At 73.7% G+C, this 17,085-nt stretch carries 13 protein-coding genes and 1 pseudogene; 8 read left to right on the top strand and 6 right to left on the bottom strand.

Annotated features, from left to right (window positions below):
• Window positions 1-93 precede the first annotated feature (93 nt).
• Window positions 94-1,056, top strand: coding sequence for a hypothetical protein (locus DDW44_RS04900; protein WP_017948137.1), 963 nt, complete (start codon window positions 94-96; stop codon window positions 1,054-1,056).
• A gap of 266 nt (window positions 1,057-1,322) precedes the next feature.
• Here the strand turns inward: DDW44_RS04900 and DDW44_RS04895 are convergent, their stop codons facing one another.
• The gene (locus DDW44_RS04895) at window positions 1,323-3,389 is read right to left on the bottom strand and encodes a PhoX family protein (protein WP_017948138.1); all 2,067 of its coding nucleotides are present in this window, start codon (window positions 3,387-3,389) and stop codon (window positions 1,323-1,325) included.
• A 337-nt stretch (window positions 3,390-3,726) separates the two neighbouring features.
• Between DDW44_RS04895 and DDW44_RS04890 the strand changes: the two genes are divergently transcribed.
• Together DDW44_RS04890 and metG are read left to right on the top strand one after the other, a co-directional pair.
• A complete protein-coding gene (locus tag DDW44_RS04890) occupies window positions 3,727-5,349 on the top strand; it encodes a VWA domain-containing protein (RefSeq protein WP_108905643.1) in 1,623 nt (540 codons plus the stop codon).
• A 204-nt stretch (window positions 5,350-5,553) separates the two neighbouring features.
• Window positions 5,554-7,197, top strand: a complete 1,644-nt coding sequence (metG, locus tag DDW44_RS04885) for a methionine--tRNA ligase (RefSeq protein ID WP_108905642.1) — start codon at window positions 5,554-5,556, stop codon at window positions 7,195-7,197.
• A 282-nt stretch (window positions 7,198-7,479) separates the two neighbouring features.
• On the opposite strand, the gene DDW44_RS04880 is transcribed toward metG, so the two are convergent.
• The gene (locus tag DDW44_RS04880; RefSeq protein WP_425275689.1) at window positions 7,480-8,181 is read right to left on the bottom strand and encodes a L,D-transpeptidase family protein; all 702 of its coding nucleotides are present in this window, start codon (window positions 8,179-8,181) and stop codon (window positions 7,480-7,482) included.
• Here DDW44_RS04880 and DDW44_RS04875 point away from each other — a divergent pair.
• Window positions 8,158-8,433 (top strand): annotated as a pseudogene (locus tag DDW44_RS04875) (ABC transporter ATP-binding protein); the annotation flags it as partial. The gene DDW44_RS04880 and the pseudogene DDW44_RS04875 sit on opposite strands and share 24 nt — an antisense overlap.
• 113 nt (window positions 8,434-8,546) lie before the next feature.
• On the opposite strand, the gene DDW44_RS04870 reads toward DDW44_RS04875, so the two are convergent.
• Both DDW44_RS04870 and DDW44_RS04865 read right to left on the bottom strand, forming a co-directional pair.
• Window positions 8,547-9,290: an SCO2322 family protein gene (locus DDW44_RS04870; RefSeq protein WP_108905641.1), complete on the bottom strand. Its 744-nt coding sequence runs from the start codon at window positions 9,288-9,290 to the stop codon at window positions 8,547-8,549.
• Window positions 9,291-9,316: 26 nt separating this feature from the next.
• Entirely contained in the window at window positions 9,317-10,576 is a 1,260-nt protein-coding gene (locus DDW44_RS04865) for an SCO2321 family membrane protein (protein WP_108905640.1), read from the bottom strand.
• Between the two features lie 406 nt (window positions 10,577-10,982).
• Between DDW44_RS04865 and DDW44_RS04860 the strand changes: the two genes are divergently transcribed.
• Window positions 10,983-11,423 carry a PaaI family thioesterase gene (locus DDW44_RS04860; RefSeq protein WP_017945149.1) on the top strand — a complete coding sequence of 147 codons (441 nt, stop codon included), beginning with the start codon at window positions 10,983-10,985 and terminating at the stop codon, window positions 11,421-11,423.
• Window positions 11,424-11,614: 191 nt separating this feature from the next.
• On the opposite strand, the gene DDW44_RS04855 is transcribed toward DDW44_RS04860, so the two are convergent.
• On the bottom strand, window positions 11,615-12,658 hold the full coding sequence (locus DDW44_RS04855) for a Strvi_7410 family MBL fold metallo-hydrolase (protein WP_108905639.1): 1,044 nt from the start codon (window positions 12,656-12,658) through the stop codon (window positions 11,615-11,617).
• Window positions 12,659-12,881: 223 nt separating this feature from the next.
• Here DDW44_RS04855 and DDW44_RS04850 point away from each other — a divergent pair, with 223 nt between their 5' ends.
• Both DDW44_RS04850 and DDW44_RS04845 read left to right on the top strand, forming a co-directional pair.
• Window positions 12,882-14,351 (top strand): aldehyde dehydrogenase, encoded by a 1,470-nt coding sequence (locus DDW44_RS04850; RefSeq protein ID WP_108905638.1) that lies wholly within the window; start codon window positions 12,882-12,884, stop codon window positions 14,349-14,351.
• A complete protein-coding gene (locus tag DDW44_RS04845; protein ID WP_108905637.1) occupies window positions 14,344-14,586 on the top strand; it encodes a ferredoxin in 243 nt (80 codons plus the stop codon). Before DDW44_RS04850 ends, DDW44_RS04845 begins: the two co-directional genes overlap by 8 nt.
• A 177-nt stretch (window positions 14,587-14,763) precedes the next feature.
• Here DDW44_RS04845 and DDW44_RS04840 read toward each other — a convergent pair whose 3' ends face one another.
• On the bottom strand, window positions 14,764-15,393 hold the full coding sequence (locus DDW44_RS04840; RefSeq protein ID WP_017945153.1) for a TetR family transcriptional regulator: 630 nt from the start codon (window positions 15,391-15,393) through the stop codon (window positions 14,764-14,766).
• Between the two features lie 274 nt (window positions 15,394-15,667).
• Here DDW44_RS04840 and DDW44_RS04835 point away from each other — a divergent pair, with 274 nt between their 5' ends.
• On the top strand, window positions 15,668-16,981 hold the full coding sequence (locus tag DDW44_RS04835) for a glycosyltransferase family 4 protein (RefSeq protein WP_017945154.1): 1,314 nt from the start codon (window positions 15,668-15,670) through the stop codon (window positions 16,979-16,981).
• The last annotated feature ends 104 nt before the right edge of the window (window positions 16,982-17,085 follow it).

The raw sequence follows: 17,085 nt of genomic DNA, 5'->3' as shown, positions 1-17,085 counted from the left end.
CGCGGCAGGCGGGGAAGGGCACGACAGGACAGGGCAGCGCAGGGCACAGCAGCACAGGGCCGGCACCGGGCACTGGGAGAGGCAGGGAGGGACATGGTTGCCGCTCGCCGCCGTTTCGAGCCGGTCTTCGACCCGGACTCCGGGGACCGCGCGCTGACGGAGGCCCGCCACGACATCGTGATCGGGCGGTGGCAGGGGGTACGCGACCTGCTGCACGCCACCGGGCGGGACTGGCCCCGCCGCACCCACCGGCTGCGGCAGCTCTCCCACGCCGCGGCGGGCTCCTCCGCCGTGGAGGCGTGGTGGGCGGCCGAACCGGGGAACCCCGACGCGGCCGTGCTGCGCGCCGCGACCGCGGTGGTCCGGGTCTTCGAGGACGCCATCGCGCTGGGCCGGGGCACGGCCGTGGACCGGGACCGGATCGACGTGGCGGTGATGGCCTGCTTCGGAGCCGCCGAGGCCGCGCCCGCCGACCCCATGCCCTGGGTGTCGCTGCTGACGGTGGCCCGGCTCTACGACGGCGGTGTCGGACGGCGTCAGCTGCGGTCCTGGTGGGACGAGTTGCGGCGGCGCGACCCCGACAACATCGAGGGCCATGTGCAGTTGCTGCGCTACTGGTCGGCACGGTGGCACGGCACGCACGGCTCGATGTACGACATCGCCCGCGACGCGGCGGGCGCCGCCCCGGCCGGCTCCCCGCTGCCGGTGCTCGTGCAGATCGCCCGGGTGGAGGAGTTCCGCTACGTGGCGGAGGGGTCCCGGGGCCGGGCGCCGGTCCGCGACTTCGGCCAGCACTGGAAGCACGAACTGGCGGTGACCGAGGTGCGGCGCACCTGGGAGCGGTGGATCGGCGGCCGGCCGCAGGGCCCCGTCCACCCCGAGGAGGTGGCCGAGCTGAACTATCTCACGCACGCCGCCTGTTACGCGGGCGAGACGGACGTCGCGCGCGGGCTGTTCGCGCTGCTGGGCGCGAGGGCGGCGCGGGTCCCCTGGTCGTACACGGGCGATCCCGCCGAGCAGTTCGTCCGGTTCCGCGCGGCGGCCGAACCGGACTGACGCCCCGGCACCGCGCGGAGTGCCGCCGCGGACGGGCCCGGCCTCCCCCGTGGGCCCGGCGGGAGCGGCCGGGCCCACGGGGCTCACCGGGGCGGCTGGTCCGGAGGCCGCGCCCCGCCCCGCCGGCCTGACCATCGAAGGCGGACCGGGCTTCTCGACCTCGGACGCGTTCTAGTCGACGCGTTCCATTCGACGCGTTCTCTTGGACGCGTTCCCGTGGACGCGTTCCCGTGGACGCGTTCCCGTGGACGCGTTCTACGTGCGCATCAGACGCCGATGTCGCGGCCGTCCTTGCGGTAGACGGCGACGACCGACGGGCGCACCAGCCGGCCCGGTCCGTCGGGCCAGGTCGAGGCCGGCTTCTCGACGGTCGCCCCGTCGACCTCGCCCGGGTGCTGGACCGCGACGACGACCCGGCGGTCCTGGATGATCGGGCCGCAGGTCTCGGCGCCCTTCGGGACCGTGAGGAACTGCTTCAGCTCACCCCGGCGATCACCGGTCGTCGCGACGCCGAACAGGCCGTCGTGCGAGCCGAGCTGGGCGCCGTCGGTGGAGATCCACAGGTTGCCGTACGGGTCGAAGGCCACGTTGTCCGGGCAGGAGATCGGGCTGACCCTGTCCTTCGGGTATCCGGCGAAGTACGTGGCCGGGTCCTCCGGGTCGCCCGCGACCAGGAACAGCCGCCAGGCGAAGCCGTCGGACGACGGGTCGTCCCAGTGCTCGGCGAGCTCCAGGATCTGGCCGTGCTTGTTGAGGTTGCGCGGGTTGGCCTCGTCCGCACCGGGCTTGCCGGCCTTGCCCCGGTCGGTGTTGTTCGTCAGCGCGACGTACACGCGGCCCGTGCGCGGGCTCGGCTCGACGTCCTCGGGGCGGTCCATCTTCGTCGCGCCGACCTTGTCGCCGGCGAGGCGGGTGAAGACGTACACCTCCTCGGCGGTCATGCCGGGGACGTGCGAGACGTCCCCGGTGGCCAGCGGGATCCACACGCCGCTGCCGTCGAACTCGCCGTCGTTCGGGAGCTTGCCGGTGCCGTCGATGTCCTGGGGCGAGTCGCCGGTGAGCTTGGCGACGTACAGCGTGCCCTCGTCCAGCAGCGTCAGGTTGTGCTCGCGGGCGGCACGGCTGTCGCCCTTCTTCATCCGCTTCGACGAGACGAACTTGTAGAAGTAGTCGAAGCGCTCGTCGTCGCCCATGTAGACGACCGGGCGGCCGTCACGGGTCAGCCGGGGCTGCGCGGCCTCGTGCTTGAAGCGGCCGAGTGCCGTGCGCTTGCGGGGCGTCGAGTCCGGGTCGTACGGGTCGAGCTCGACGACCCAGCCGAAGCGGTGCGACTCGTTGGGCTCCTGGGCGGCGTCGAAGCGCTTGTCGAAACGCTCCCACTTGCGCTCGGTGGCACCGGTGCTCAGGCCGTAGCGCTTGTCGGTGGCGCTGGAGCCGTTGGCGAAGTACTGGTTGAAGTTCTCCTCGCCGTGCAGCGTGGTGCCCCAGGGGGTCGTGCCGCCGGCGCAGTTGTTGAGCGTGCCGAGGACCTTGGTGCCGGACGGGTCGGCGGACGTCTTCAGCAGGTCGCTCCCGGCGGCGGGGCCCGTGAGGCGGAACTCGCTCGTGGCCGTCAGACGGCGGTTGAGCCAGTGGCGGCTGACCGGGGTGAGCTTGCCGCTCCTGCGCTCCTCCTGGACGACGACCACGGAGAGGCCGTGCGCGGCCCAGCCGATCTCGACCTGCTCGCGGGTCGGGTTGGCGGCGTCGTAGCCCTTGAACATCAGCTGCTCGTCGGTGTACTCGTGGTTGGCCACGAGCACCTGGCGGCCGTGCTCGCGCAGCGGCAGCAGGCTGAGGAAGTCGTTGTTGTAGCCGAACTGCCCGGCCTGCGCCTCGGCCGTCTGCCGGTCGGCGTCGAAGGCGGGCGCGCCGCGCAGGATCGGCTCGCCCCAGCGGATCACCACGTTCTGGGCGTAGCCCTCGGGAACGGTCACCGTGTCGGCGGTGTTGGGCGCGACCGGAGCGAAGCGCAGGCCGCGGGCGCCGTCGCCCTTGCCGCCCCCGTGCCCGCCGTGGCGTGCGTCACCGGCCGCGGGCACCGCGGCGGCCTGCGCGGAGGGCGCGTTCTGAGTGAGCGCGGCACCGCCCGCGGCGGAGGCGACGGTCACGACGGCCGCGGTCCGCATCATCGAACGCCGCGACAGCGTCCCGGCGATGATGTCACCGGCGTACTCGTTGCCGCTGGTGTTCGGCACCTCGTGGAAGCAGGCGTCACCGCAGCGGTACCGGCAGGTCAGAGCGGAACGACCGCCTGCGTGGTTCGAGCTCAGGAGCGGCAGGATTCTGCGCACGTCTTCTCCCTGTCACCTCGGCGCACCCTGCGCCGACATCGTGTCGGAATGTCTCCGGCCGCGACGGTAGGGGTACATGTGTGCAGGGCGGCGGACGAGAGGTGAACGGGGGATGAATCGGGAGCGACCGGGGCGCTCTTGACGCGGGAGGGGCTTGCTGCTGCACGGAAGAGGCGGCCGCTAACCTTACGTGTCCGCGCTGGCCGGAGCTGCGGCGTTGCCACAGTCAGACCGGGTATTGCCGGAAAATGCGGACATTGATCGCACCCAATTCACGCGAAAGGCCTCGCCCATGGGCATTCGGAGCTTGCTGCGAAAGGTGTTTGGACGCGAGCGCATGGAGTCGTCCTCACCGGCCTCCACGACGACCCCTACCGCCCCCGCCTCCGTCCCGCCCCAGGCCGAGGCCCCCACCCCGCAGGACCGTGCGGCGGACCTGGTGGCGGCGGCGTTCGACGCTCCCCCGGGCACCCGCCCGACGATCCCCCCGGCCCGGACACCGTCCAGGCCGGACGCGGACGCGGCGGGCGAGAAGGCTGCGGGCGCGGAGAAGACGGACGGGAGGGGGACGGACGCGGAGAAGACAGACGCGGACGCCCCGGAGACCACGGACGCGAAGACGCCGGACGCGGAAACGGCGGAAGCGAAGGGAGCCGAAGCACCCGTCGCCGAAGCACCCGCGGCCGGCTCGGAGACCAAGCCTGCCGCCGAGGCCGCCGAGGCCCCGGTCGGCGCGGAGCCGCAAGCCGCCGAGAGCGCCACCGCGGAGGCGACCACCGACGCCACGGTGCCGACCGCCCCCGCGCCCACCGAGTCCGGGGCAGCCGCGCCCACCGAGTCCGGGGCAGCGCGGCCCGAGCCGACCGGGCAGGTGGACGCCGAGGCGGACACCCCGGCGGCTGACCCGGCCCCGGTGACACCCGAGCCCGCCGCCGCGGCCACCCCCACCGAGCCCCCCACCGAGCCCCCCGCCGACCCGGACACCACCCGGCCCGAAGCCGTCGGCGGACCGCTCTCCACCGACCCGGCACCGGCGCCCGCCACGGAGGCCGACCCGGCACCGGCGTCCGCGTCCGCGTCCGCCACCGAGGCCACCGAGGCCACCGAGGCCACCGAGGCCACCGAGGCCACCGAGGCCACCGAGGCCCAGCCTGTCCCGGAACCGGCCACCGAGCCCCAGCCCGCCCCCGAACCGGCCGCCGTCGCGGCCGAGGCCACGGAGGCCACCCCGGCCACCGAGCCCCAGCCCGCCACCGGCCCCGCCGACGGCGAGCCCGCCCTCTCCCTCGCGCGCGTCAAGGCGCGGGCCGCGGGGCTGGTCGGGGCGTACAAGGCGGCCGGCACGGCGCTGAGCACGGCGGGGGCCACCGGGGCGCGGGCGAAGGTCTACCTCGTGCTGGACCGGTCCGGGTCGATGCGGCCCTACTACAAGGACGGCAGCGCACAGCAGCTCGGCGAGCAGACCCTCGCCCTCGCGGCGCACCTCGACGAGAACGCGTCCGTGCACGTCGTGTTCTTCTCGACGGACATCGACGGCAGCGGCGAGCTGACGCTCGCCGAGCACGAGGGCCGCGTCGACGAGCTGCACGCGGGCCTCGGGCACATGGGGCGGACCAGCTACCACCGGGCCGTCGAGGAGGTCGTCGCGCACTTCGAGAAGTCCGGCGCCGACGGTCCCGCGCTCGTCGTCTTCCAGACCGACGGCCCGCCCGACGCCAAGCAGCCGGCCAAGCAGGCGCTGTCCGACGCGGCCGGCAAGCCGATCTTCTGGCAGTTCGTGGCGTTCGGCGAGCACGAGGCCAAGGGCTTCGACTTCCTGCGCAAGCTCGACGCCGACGCCTCCGTGGAGAACGCCGCGTTCTTCCACGCCGGCCCCGATCCCCGGGAGCTCACCGACGAGGAGCTCTACGAGGGGCTGCTCGGCGCCTTCCCGAAGTGGCTGGACCGCCTCGGCGGCTGAGCACGGCGTCCCCGACCGGTGCGGCGAGAGCGCCGCACCGGTCGGGGACGGAGACCGCAGCGGCCCGCGGTCGACCGGGCACCCACCTGCGGAACGGTTCCCGCCGGGGGACGGTCCGGCCCGGTGGCCCGGCCGGCGGCCCGGCCCGGCGAGCGCGTTCCACGCGGGTGAGTCGATCTTCCGGCGGCCGTTAGGATTTCGACCATGGCGGCCACTGGATCCGAGAAGCAGGGGGCGAAGGCGTACTACGTCTCGACCCCCATCTACTACGTCAACGACGCTCCTCACCTGGGCCACGCCTACACGACCGTCGCAGGCGACGTGCTCACCCGCTGGCACCGCCAGCGCGGCGAGAAGGTGTGGTACCTCACCGGCACGGACGAGCACGGTCAGAAGATCATGCGCACCGCGGAGGCGAACGGCGTCAGCCCGCAGGAGTGGTGCGACAAGCTCGTGGAGGAGGCGTGGAAGCCCCTCTGGGAGCACCTGGAGATCGCGAACGACGACTTCATCCGCACGACCGAGCGCCGGCACACCGACCGCGTGCAGGAGTTCGTGCAGGACCTGTACGACAAGGGCGAGATCTACAAGGGCGGGTACGAGGGCCCGTACTGCGTGGGCTGCGAGGAGTACAAGCTCCCCGGCGAGCTGCTGGACGGCGAGGGGGAGTACGCCGGAGAGAAGCTGTGCCCCGTGCACAAGAAGCCGGTGGAGATCCTCAAGGAGGAGAACTACTTCTTCAAGCTCAGCGAGTACGGCCCGAAGCTGCTGGAGTTCTACGCGGCCAACCCCGGGTTCATCCAGCCCGAGTCCGCCCGCAACGAGGTCGTGAACTTCGTCAAGCAGGGCCTTCAGGACCTGTCGATCTCCCGGTCGACGTTCGACTGGGGCATCCCGATCCCGTGGGACGAGAAGCACGTCATCTACGTGTGGGTCGACGCCCTGCTCAACTACGCTACGGCGGTCGGCTACAACGAGAACCCGGCGAAGTTCGAGGACACGTTCCCGGCGGACGTCCACCTCGTCGGCAAGGACATCCTCCGCTTCCACGCGATCATCTGGCCCGCGATGCTGATGGCGCAGGGGCTCCCGGTGCCCGGGAGGATCGCCGCGAACGGCTGGCTGATGGTCGGCGGCGAGAAGATGTCGAAGTCGAACCTGACCGGCATCAAGCCGCAGGACCTCACCACGCACTTCGGCGTGGACGCGTACCGCTGGTACTTCCTGCGCGCGATCGCGTTCGGCCAGGACGGCTCCTTCTCGTGGGAGGACTTCTCCGCCCGCTACACCAGCGAGCTCGCCAACGACTACGGCAACCTGGCCTCCCGGGTCGCCGCGATGGTGGGCAAGTACTTCGGCGGGTCGCTGCCGGCGGTCGGCGCGAACGGGGAGGCCGAGAAGGCGGTCCAGGAGGGCCTGGCGAAGGCCGTGGCCGAGGCGGACCGCAGGATCGGGGAGGAGCTGGACTTCCAGGGCGGGATCCTGGCGGTCTTCGACTTCGTGAAGCAGGTCAACGGCTACATCACGGAGCAGGAGCCGTGGAAGGTCGCCAAGACCGCGTTCGACCAGGCCGCCGACGCGGCGGTCTCCGAGGAGGGCCGGGCCCGCCTCGCGACCATCCTCTACACGGCCGCGGAGTCGCTGCGGGCCGTGGCCGTGCTGCTGAACCCGGTCATGCCGGACACCTCGCGGAAGCTGTGGGACTCCCTGGGCGCCGAGGCGTCGCTCGGCGCTCTGGCGGACCAGCGGATCCAGGACGCGGCGGAGTGGGGCGCGCTGCCGGCCGGCTCGACGGTGACCAAGGGCGCGGTCCTCTTCCCGCGTCTCGAGGAGCCCGGCAAGGGCTGATCTTCCGCCCGTACGGCCTGACCGGCCCGTACGGATCGAGGGGCCCGGGAGCACCGGCCGGCCTGCTGTCCGAACCAGCAGGCCGGCCACGATCTCCCGGGCCTCTCGACGTATCCGCGTGTCCGCGTGCCCGGGTGTCCTCGCGTTCACGGGCCCGCACGCGGGCGTACCCACACGCCCCGCGTGTCCGCACGTTCACGTGCCCGCACGTCCGCGTACCCACACGCCCCGCGCGCCCGCGACCACGCCGCCCCCTGCCTCACCGCCACCGCCCCGCGGCGGTCAGCGCGCCAGCGACTCCCCGTCCCCCATCACGACCACCGGCCGCTTGCCCGGGTCCAGCCTGCGCAGCAGCTCCGCCATCCGGTCCAGGTCGAGCGAGATGCACCCCTGGGTGGGGCCGTCGTGGTCGACGTGGATCCAGACGCCGCCGCCCCGGTCCCAGCCCATGGGCCGCCGCTCGTCGAGCGGGGTCAGTCCGGACTCCCTGTTGTAGTTGATCGCCACCACGTAGTCGAAGGACCCCCTCAGGCTCTCGCCCCGGAAGCCGGTGCCGACGGCCACGAACTCCTCGGACTGGTGGTACGGGAGCCGGGTGCCCGGGTCGGGCAGCCGGCCGCCCGCGTCGGTGAGCCCGAAGACACCGATCGGCGTGCGGTGGTCCCCGGCCCAGTGCTCGTCGGTCCATCCCTTCAGGGCGTTGCGCGCCGGCCACGGCCCGGCGACGGCCCTCCAGCGGTTCTCCCCGTCGCGCTCGTACAGCGTCGCCGTGGACTCACTGGAGTTGGTGGACCTCCCCCTCACCAGGAGGGCCTGGCGGGTGCCGTCGGGAACGAGTTCGCCGGTCCTGGGCCCGAGACCGGGCAGTCCGGCGGGGCCCGCCCCTGAGCCTCTGCCGCCGCCTGCGCCTCCGCCTCTGCACCCGCCCCGGCCCCGGCCCCGTCGGTCCGCCGCGTCCACTACGGCTCGTTCACCGCCGTGCACCCGCTGGACCTGACCGTCCCCGAGGGCTCGTTCTTCGCCCTGCTCGGCGCCTCCGGCTGCGGCAAGACCACCACGCTGCGGATGATCGCCGGACTGGAGGACCCGACCACCGGCTCCGTCTTCCTCGGCGACCGGGACGTCACCGACCTCCCGCCGTACAAGCGCCCGGTCAACACCGTCTTCCAGAGCTACGCCCTCTTCCCCCACCTGACCATCCACGAGAACGTCGCCTTCGGGCTCCGCCGCCGCGGCCCGCGCGCGGCCGGCCGGCCCGGGGTGCGGGACACCGCCGAGCAGCCGGCCGGGGCGCCGGTCTCCGTGCGGCCGGGCGGCTCCGCCGGCCGGGGCGGGCGCTGGCGGACGGCTCATCCGCGGCGGCGGGACTGCCAGAACGCCGCCCCGCCCAGCGCGAGGACGGCCGCGACGCCCGCGAAGAGCCCCACCGAGGGGCCCTCGTCGGTGCCCTCGGCCGCCGTGGCCCCCTGCTCGGCAGCTTCCCCGGAACTTCCCCCGGGCCCTCCTTCGGGTCCTCCCCCGGGCCCCTGCCCGGTCGGCGGGGAGGAGGTGCCCGGCTCGGCGGGCACGTCCTGGTCCCCGGCCGACACCTGCTCGCCGCAGCCCGTCCTCGGGTAGCCGGAGATCGCGCACAGCAGCGCGCCCGCGTTGTAGCGGAGGGGCGCCGCCACCGCCGCCAGGGCCTCCGCGCTGGTCGCGTCCGACGGGACCGAGGCGCAGCCGGAGGCCCGCGCCGACGGGGGCTTCTCCCCGGCCGGGGCGTCCGCACCGGTGCCGAAGTCGATCACGACGGCGACCCGCTTGGCGCCGGGTCTCGCGGGTGTGTCCGCGCACAGCTCCGCGAAGGAGGGAGCGCTGCGCGGCTTCGCCGCGTCCTGCGAGTCCGCGCTGACGGAGAACCGGTATCCGTCCACCGTGCCGTCGGCGGGCCGTGCCGTGGCCGGTCCCTGGGTGGCGTAGGCCCAGCCGCTCCCGCCGGACTGCCAGAACGACCAGTACCGGTAACCGGCCGCCTGCGCCTGCCCGGCCAGGCCCGGCGCCGCGAGCACGGCGCCGAGCGCGAGGAGCAGCGCGGTCAGCCACCCGCGTGTCACTGCTGCCGCGGTCAGTCGCCCACGTGTCACTGCTGCTTGTTCTTCCTGCGGCCGCTGAGCAGGATCCCGATACCGGCACCCGCGGCGACGCCGGCCCCGACCATCCACCAGATCCCGGCGCTGTCGCCGCCCTTGCCCTCCTCGCCCGCGTCGCCCTGCGCCTTCGGGGCCGGCGGCGCGGTGGTGGAGACCGGCGCGGGACCGGTCGCGTTCAGCTGCCGGACGAGATCGGCGCCGCCGAAGTCCCTCGGGTCGTCGCCGTGGGCGTGCGCCGCGAGGATCAGCTGCGCGTACGCGGCCGGGCCGGCGTCCTTCGCCCACGCGGCGGAGTTCTTCGCCAGCCACTGGACCGACGCGTCCGCCTTGTCGCCGTGCCCGGCGGCGGAGAGCGCGACGACCGCGTCCGCGGTGTTGCCGAAGTCCGGCTGCGGGGCGGGGTCGGTGGCGCCCGGCATCGGCGGCGAGTCCAGGTGGCCGGTCTTCGCCAGCGCCCCGGCCAGGTACGCGGCGCCGTTGCGGGCCGACTGCTCGGCGGTGGCCTTCGCCGCCGCCTGGCAGGTGGCGGGGGAACCGTCCGGCTCGGTGCCGGTGACGACCAGGCCGTGGCCCAGCCCGGCGAGGACGGCGGCCGCGGTGGCGTCGCCGTTCGCGAGCAGCTTGCCGGACTGGTCGGGCTGGTACGCGAACGCGCCGCCGCCGGCCTTCTCCGCGCACGGCACGGCGAACGTGACGAGCGCGTCGAACGGGCTCTTGCCGCTCTTCGACCTGACCTGGCCGGGCCGCGCCTTGGCCGCGGCGAAGGCGCCGATCACGACGGACGTGGAGTTCGCGTCGGACGGCATGCCGGGGTTGTAGCTCCAGCCGCCGTCCTCGTTCTGCACGGACTTCAGCCATCCAAGGCCCTTGTCCACGGCGTCCCGGTGGCCGCCGAGGGCGTGCAGGGCCTGCACGGCGGCGGCGGTGGCGTTGGTGTCCAGCATGGTCTTCGCGTCGCACGCCCGGGACACGTCGGCACGGTAGGAGGCGAAGCCGCCGTTCGCGCACTGCTGGCCGGTCAGCCAGCCGACGGCCTGCTCGGCGGGCACGGTCTCGACGGCGTCCTGGGCGAGCAGGGCCAGCGACTGACGCCAGACACCGTCGTAGGTCGGGTCCTTCGTGCCGTACAGCCCGGCCGGGAGCGCGGCCGAGGGGGAGGGCGTGGGGGCGGCCGTCGCCGCCGGGGCAGCGGCCACGCAGAGCACGGCGGAAGCGGCGGTGAGCGCGGCTGCGCTGCGGCGTACGGGCATGGCGGGCTGGGCCTCTCCTGCGGGGAGCCGGGCACGGGCACCCTGAGGCACCGGGCTCCGGCTCCGTATTCCTCGACGGTGCCTGCCAGCGGGCGGTCCCCGATGGCACGAGCCGGTCACCGCCGGTACGGGGCGTTCCGACTCACCGCCCACGAAGGCGGCTCACGGTTGCGGGTCAGTGCCGGATTCGCGCCGGCTTTCCCCCGTACGGGTGTGATGACGACTCGCACACTCTACCGGCCTGTCACCCCGGCCCCTCGGGACGGGCGCCGGGGGCCGGGGCGGACGGGGAGGAGCCACCGGGCCGGGGCTGCTGACGGGTGCGCTCCGGCCCGCGCCCGGGGCCCGGAGGTGTGGGATGTCCGGCCTCCGGCCGCTGTCGGTGGTGGCCTGTTCAATGTGGCCCATGGAGACGGAGACGACGAGACGCGGGCTGTTCTGGGATGTGCAGGCGGGGCGGGTGCCACCGCCGCCTGCGGCGACGCTTCTCGGCTGGGAACTGGTGCAGGTGGATCCGGAGCGGGGGACGATCGAGGTGGCGTTCCACGCCGGTGATCAGTTCACGAACCCCGTGGGCGTGATCCAGGGCGGGTTCCTGGCCGCGATGCTCGACGACACCCTGGGGCCGGCGCTGGTCGCGTCGCTGCCGGAGAACCAGTTCGCTCCGACCCTCGATCTTCATGTCCAGTTCCTCCGTCCCGCCCGGCCCGGACGGCTCGTGGGACGGGGACGCGTGGTGCAGCGCGGGAAGGAGGTGTGCTTTCTCGCCGGTGAGCTCGTCGATCCCGAGGGAAAGCCCGTGGCCGTGGCGACGGCGACCGCGCGGATCCAGACCGTCCGTCAGTGATCGTGGTGGTGATCGTGGGAGTGATCGGGGGGATCGTGGGCGATCAGGGACCGGATGACGGGGCGTCGGTCGTGTGGTCGTGCAACCGTGCCGGACGGCGGCGGCCGTGGTGAGAACGCGTTGGGCGGCACGGACGGCGACGCATGCGAAGGTTCGGCCGCGGCGCGGGCCCGGGGCCGTCGGCCCGGCCGTCAGCCCGCCGCGGCGATGTACGTCATGGGGTCGCTGCCCGCCACCGCTTCCGCGCGCCCCAGTTTCACCAGGTGGCGCAGATGGGCCTCCGCCTCGGAGACGGCGATGGTGCGGGAGCCGTAGGGGATCTCGTCCCACGGCCGGTTCCACTCCATGCGTTCGGCCAGTTGCCACGGGGTGAGCGGTGCGGCGAGCAGGGCCAGCAGCCCGGTGAGCCGCTCCTCGTGGTGGGCGAGGAGTTCCCGGACCCGGGCCGGGGCGTCGGTGAAGGCGTGCTGGTGCGCGGGGAGGATCTCGGCCGCGCCGAGCCGCCCGACGCGTTCCAGGGAGTCGAGGTAGTCGCCGAGGGGGTCGGTGACCGTGGCGTCGTCGGGGTCCTCGTACAGCCCGATGTGCGGGCTGATGCCGGGCAGCAGATGGTCGCCGGAGAAGAGCCGGCCGCGGCCGGGGAGGTTCGCCGGATGGTCCTCCTCCAGATGCAGGCACACATGGCCGGGCGTGTGGCCGGGTGTCCAGACCGCGCGCAGCCGCCGCCCGGCCAGGTCCAGGAGCTCACCGGGGGCGATCTCGCGGTCGGGCAGGGCCGCCCGCAACCCGGGCAGGGTCCGCATCCGGCCGCTCTCGCGGGCCGCGAGCAGCGGGGCCAGATGCTCCTCCGGCGCACCGGCGGCGGCCAGCTTCCCGGTCAGGTAGCCCAGCCAGGACCCGGGCGGGGCGTCCCTGGTGCGGCGGACGACGGCGATGTCCGCCGCGTGCATCGCGATCCACGCCCCGGACGCCTCCCGGACCTTGCCGGAGAGCCCGTGGTGGTCGGGGTGATGGTGCGTGACGACCACGCCGTGGACGTCGGCCACCGCGAGGCCCAGCTCGCCGAGCCCGTCCGAGAGGGCCTTCCAGGACGCGGGGTCGTCCCATCCGGTGTCGACGAGGACGGGCCCGCGGCCGGTGTCGAGGACGTGGACCAGGGTGTTGCCCAGGGGGTTGTCCGGGATGGGGACCTCCAGGGACCAGACCCCGCCGCCGTGCTCCGTCACCCGTGTCATGGGTTCTCCGCCCTCCCGGTTGGGGGGCCCGTGAGGAGAACCCGTTCCCATGGTCGCCCAAGGCCACTTCTTTGCAAAGGCCCGGCCGGATGCCGGCTTCGTCCCTGCCGCGGCGCTACGGCCGTGGACTCCTCCGCCGATTGCTGTTATCAGTTCAGTCAGTCAACCATTCTGATAGACCGTCAGGTAGTGGCGGGGAGCCGGGCCGCGGGAGGCAGTCGTCATGACCGGATTCGTCGAGCACGGAAAACTCTTCATCGGCGGGGAGCTGGTGGATCCCCGCGGTACCGGCACCATCGAGGTGGTCTCGCCGCATACCGAGCAGGTCATCGGACGTGTCCCGCACGCCTCGCGGGCCGATGTGGACCTGGCGGTTTCGGCCGCCCGCGCCGCGTTCGACCACGGTCCCTGGCCGCGGAGTTCGCTGGAGGAGCGTCTCGAGGCGGTCGGCAGGATCAAGGACGCGATCGCCGTACGGCACGAGGAGATCGCGCGCTCGATCAGCTCGCAGAACGGGTCGCCGTACTCCTGGAGCGTCCTGGCCCAGGCGCTCGGCGCCATGATGGTCTGGGACGCGGCCCTCACCGTGGCCCGTGACTTCACGTATGAGGAACGGCGCGGCGGAGTCCTCGGTCCGCTGCTCGTCCGCCGTGAACCGGTGGGCGTGGTCGCGGCCGTGGCGCCCTGGAACGTCCCGCAGTTCGTCGCGGCCGCCAAGCTCGCACCGGCCCTGCTCGCGGGCTGCTCCGTGGTCCTGAAGCCCTCGCCCGAGACCCCGCTGGACGCCTACATCCTGGCCGACATCGCCCGTGAGGCGGGGCTGCCCGAGGGCGTGCTGTCGATCCTGCCCGCCGACCGCGAGGTCGGCGAGTACCTCGTGGGGCATCCCGGCGTCGACAAGGTCTCCTTCACCGGCTCGGTCGCGGCGGGCAGGCGCGTGATGGAGGTCGCCGCCCGCAACCTCACCCGCGTCACGCTGGAACTCGGCGGCAAGTCCGCGGCGGTGGTGCTGCCCGACGCCGATCCGGAGGCGGCCGTCCAGGGCATCGTCCCGACGGCGTGGATGAACAACGGCCAGGCGTGTGTGGCCCAGACCCGCATCCTCGTCCCGCGCGCCCGCTACGACGAGTACGCCGACGCCTTCGCCGCGGCGGCCGGGGCCCTGGTGACCGGCGACCCGATGGACCCGGCGACCCAGGTCGGCCCGCTCGTCGCGCGCCGCCAGCAGCAGAGGTCGCTCGGCTACATCGCGATCGGCCAGGCGGAGGGCGCCAAGGTCCTCGCCGGGGGCGGCCGCCCGGCGGGCCTGGACCGCGGCTGGTACGTCGAGCCGACGCTCTTCGGCGGCGTCGACAACGCCATGCGGATCGCGCGCGAGGAGATCTTCGGCCCCGTCGTCTGCCTGCTGCCGTACGGCGACGAGGAGGAGGCCGCGGCGATCGCGAACGACTCCGAGTACGGGCTCAGCGGCAGCGTGTGGACGGCCGACGTCGAGCACGGCGTCGACTTCGCGAGGCGGATCAGGACCGGTACGTACAGCGTCAACACCTTCAGCCTCGACATGCTTGGCCCGTTCGGCGGATACAAGAACTCCGGGCTGGGGCGGGAGTTCGGTCCCGAGGGATACGGTGAGTACTTCGAGCACAAAATGGTGCATTTGCCGTCGGGATACGGGAGCGAGACTGATGGGTGACCGCTGGCAGGTCGAGGTCGACCGGGGTGTGTGCATCGGATCGGGAATGTGTGTCAGCAGCGCGCCGGGCGGCTTCACGCTGGACACGGCCCGCCAGTCGCACCCCACCGAGCCGGAGACCGACGCGAACGACGACGTCCTCGCGGCGGCGGAGGGCTGCCCGGTCGAGGCCATCTCGATTCGGCGGTCCGGGGGCGGTGCGGTGGTGTTCCCGCCCGAGGAGCCCGGGGCGTAGGCGCCGCGGCCGGGTGGAGTCCGGCGGGAGGAGCGCCGGCCTCCGGCTGCCCGGTGCCGCGGGCGGACCGGATGCGCGGCGGAGGCTGAGCGGACCGGACATGCGGCGGGGGCTGAGCGGACGGCAAGCGCGGCCACGGTGGCGCGGCCGCGAAATGCGGCCACGCCGCCGTGGACGTCAGCCGGACCGCCGGACCCGCCCCGGGTCCGTGAGGTCGATCAGCCGGCAGACCGTCTCGATGTCGATCCGCACCTGGGCGATGGAGGCCCGGCCGGACAGCCAGGTGATCAGGGCCGAGTGCCAGGTGTGCTCGATGACCCGGACGGCCGAGAGCTGCTCCGGCGTCGGGTCCTCCAGGCCCATCGCGTCCAGGATGATCGCCGTGGTCTGCCGCGAGACCGTGTCCACCTCGGGGCTGACGCTGCGGTCGGCGAAGGTCAGCGCCCGGACCATCGCGTCCGCCAGATGCGGCTCGCGCTGCAGGGCGCGGAACGCCCGCATCAGGGTCTCGGCCACCCGCTGCGCCGCGCTGTCCGCGGCGGGCGGGCGTTTGCGCAGGGTGCCGTGCAGATGCTCGAGCTGGTCCTGCATCGTGGCCACGAGCAGGTGCACCTTGGAGGGGAAGTACCGGTACAGCGTGCCGAGGGCGACCCCCGCGGCCTCGGCTACCTCGCGCATCTGCACGGCGTCGAAGCCGCCCCGACCGGCCAGCTGGGCGGTGGCGTGCAGGATGCGCCGGCGCCTGGCCTCCTGGCGCTCCGTCAGGGGCAGGGCCGCCGGCACCGCCGGCCTGGCATCCGCGCTCATCTCTTCCGTCCCCGTCCCCGTCCCCGGCCCAGGGGCCCTTCCCGGCCCGCTGTCCGGATTCGTGCTGCGTTCCCGTTCCGGGAGCTGCGGAGGGCCCAGCATGGCAGGGCTCCGCGCCGTGGCGCGAATCACCTGTTCCAGGCCTTCCGGCAGCGCTACCTGCCGGTAGATTCGATGCTCCTTGAGCGATCAAGAACGATCGAGTGTGGAACTTGTTCTAGATTAGCGCGAGCGGTTACGCTCCGGCGAAAGTGGAGTGAGAAGGGGGCCGTAGGTGACCGCTGAGGCCATAGCGGCCGGGCCCCATGGGGGTGCGTCCGGCGCCGGTGACCGACCGCTGCGCATCGCGTTCCTCACCTACAAGGGCAACCCCTTCTGCGGGGGCCAGGGCGTCTACGTACGCCATCTGTCGCGCGAGCTGGCCCGCCTCGGCCACCGCGTCGAGGTGATCGGCGCCCAGCCCTTCCCGGTGCTCGACGAAGGCGTGCCGCTCACCGAGCTGCCCAGCCTCGACCTGTACCGGCAGCCCGACCCCTTCCGCACCCCCGGGCGCGGCGAGTACCGCGACTGGATCGACGGGCTGGAGGTCGCCACGATGTGGACGGGCGGCTTCCCCGAGCCGCTGACCTTCTCGCTGCGCGCACGGCGCCATCTGCTGGCGCGCCGGGGCGAGTTCGACGTCGTCCACGACAACCAGACCCTCGGCTACGGACTCCTCGGCGACCTCGGCGCACCGCTGGTCACCACCATCCACCACCCCATCACCGTCGACCGGCGGCTCGAACTCGACGCGGCGCAGGACTGGCGGCGGCGGCTGTCGGTGCGCCGCTGGTACGGCTTCACCCGGATGCAGAAGCGGGTCGCGCGCCGGCTGCCGACCGTCCTCACCGTCTCCGGCTCCTCCGAACAGGAGATCGTCGAGCACCTCGGTGTGCGGCCGGAGCGGCTGCGGGTCGTGCACATCGGCGCCGACACCGAACTCTTCTCGCCGGACCCGTCGGTCGCCGAGGTGCCCGGCCGGATCGTGACGACCTCCAGCGCCGACGTGCCGCTCAAGGGCCTGGTGTTCCTCGTCGAGGCGCTCGCCAAGCTCCGCACCGAGCGTCCGGACGCCCATCTGGTCGTCGTCGGCAAGCGCGCCGAGGACGGACCCGTGGCCCGGATGATCGAGCGGTACGGGCTCACCGAAGCCGTGCGGTTCGTGAAGGGCATCTCCGACCGGGAGCTGGTGGACCTCGTGCGCGGCGCCCAGGTGGCCTGTGTGCCGTCGCTGTACGAGGGGTTCTCGCTGCCGGCCGCCGAGGCGATGGCCACCGGCACCCCGCTGGTCGCCACCACCGGCGGCGCCATCCCCGAGGTCACCGGCACCGACGGGGAGACCTGCCTCGCCGTGCCGCCCGGCGACGCCCACGCCCTCGCCGGGGCGCTCGGCCGGCTCCTCGGGGACGAAGCGCTGCGCCGCCGCATCGGCACCGCCGGACGGGACCGCGTGCTGTCCCGCTTCACCTGGACCCGCGCGGCCCAGGGCACGGCGGAGCTCTACCGCGAGGCCATCGCGGCACGCCCGGCGCCGGCCGGGGCCCGATGAGCACCCGGCGCTCCGCACCGCGGGCGAGGACCCGCTCCGCGGGTGCGGACGGCGGGTCCGCACCCCCCGCAAGGCGCGCCCCCGGCGAGGGCGCCGTGACCCAC

Source organism: Streptomyces tirandamycinicus, from assembly GCF_003097515.1.
GTDB lineage: Bacteria > Actinomycetota > Actinomycetes > Streptomycetales > Streptomycetaceae > Streptomyces > Streptomyces tirandamycinicus.
This window is presented reverse-complemented; position numbering and strand designations above follow the sequence as displayed.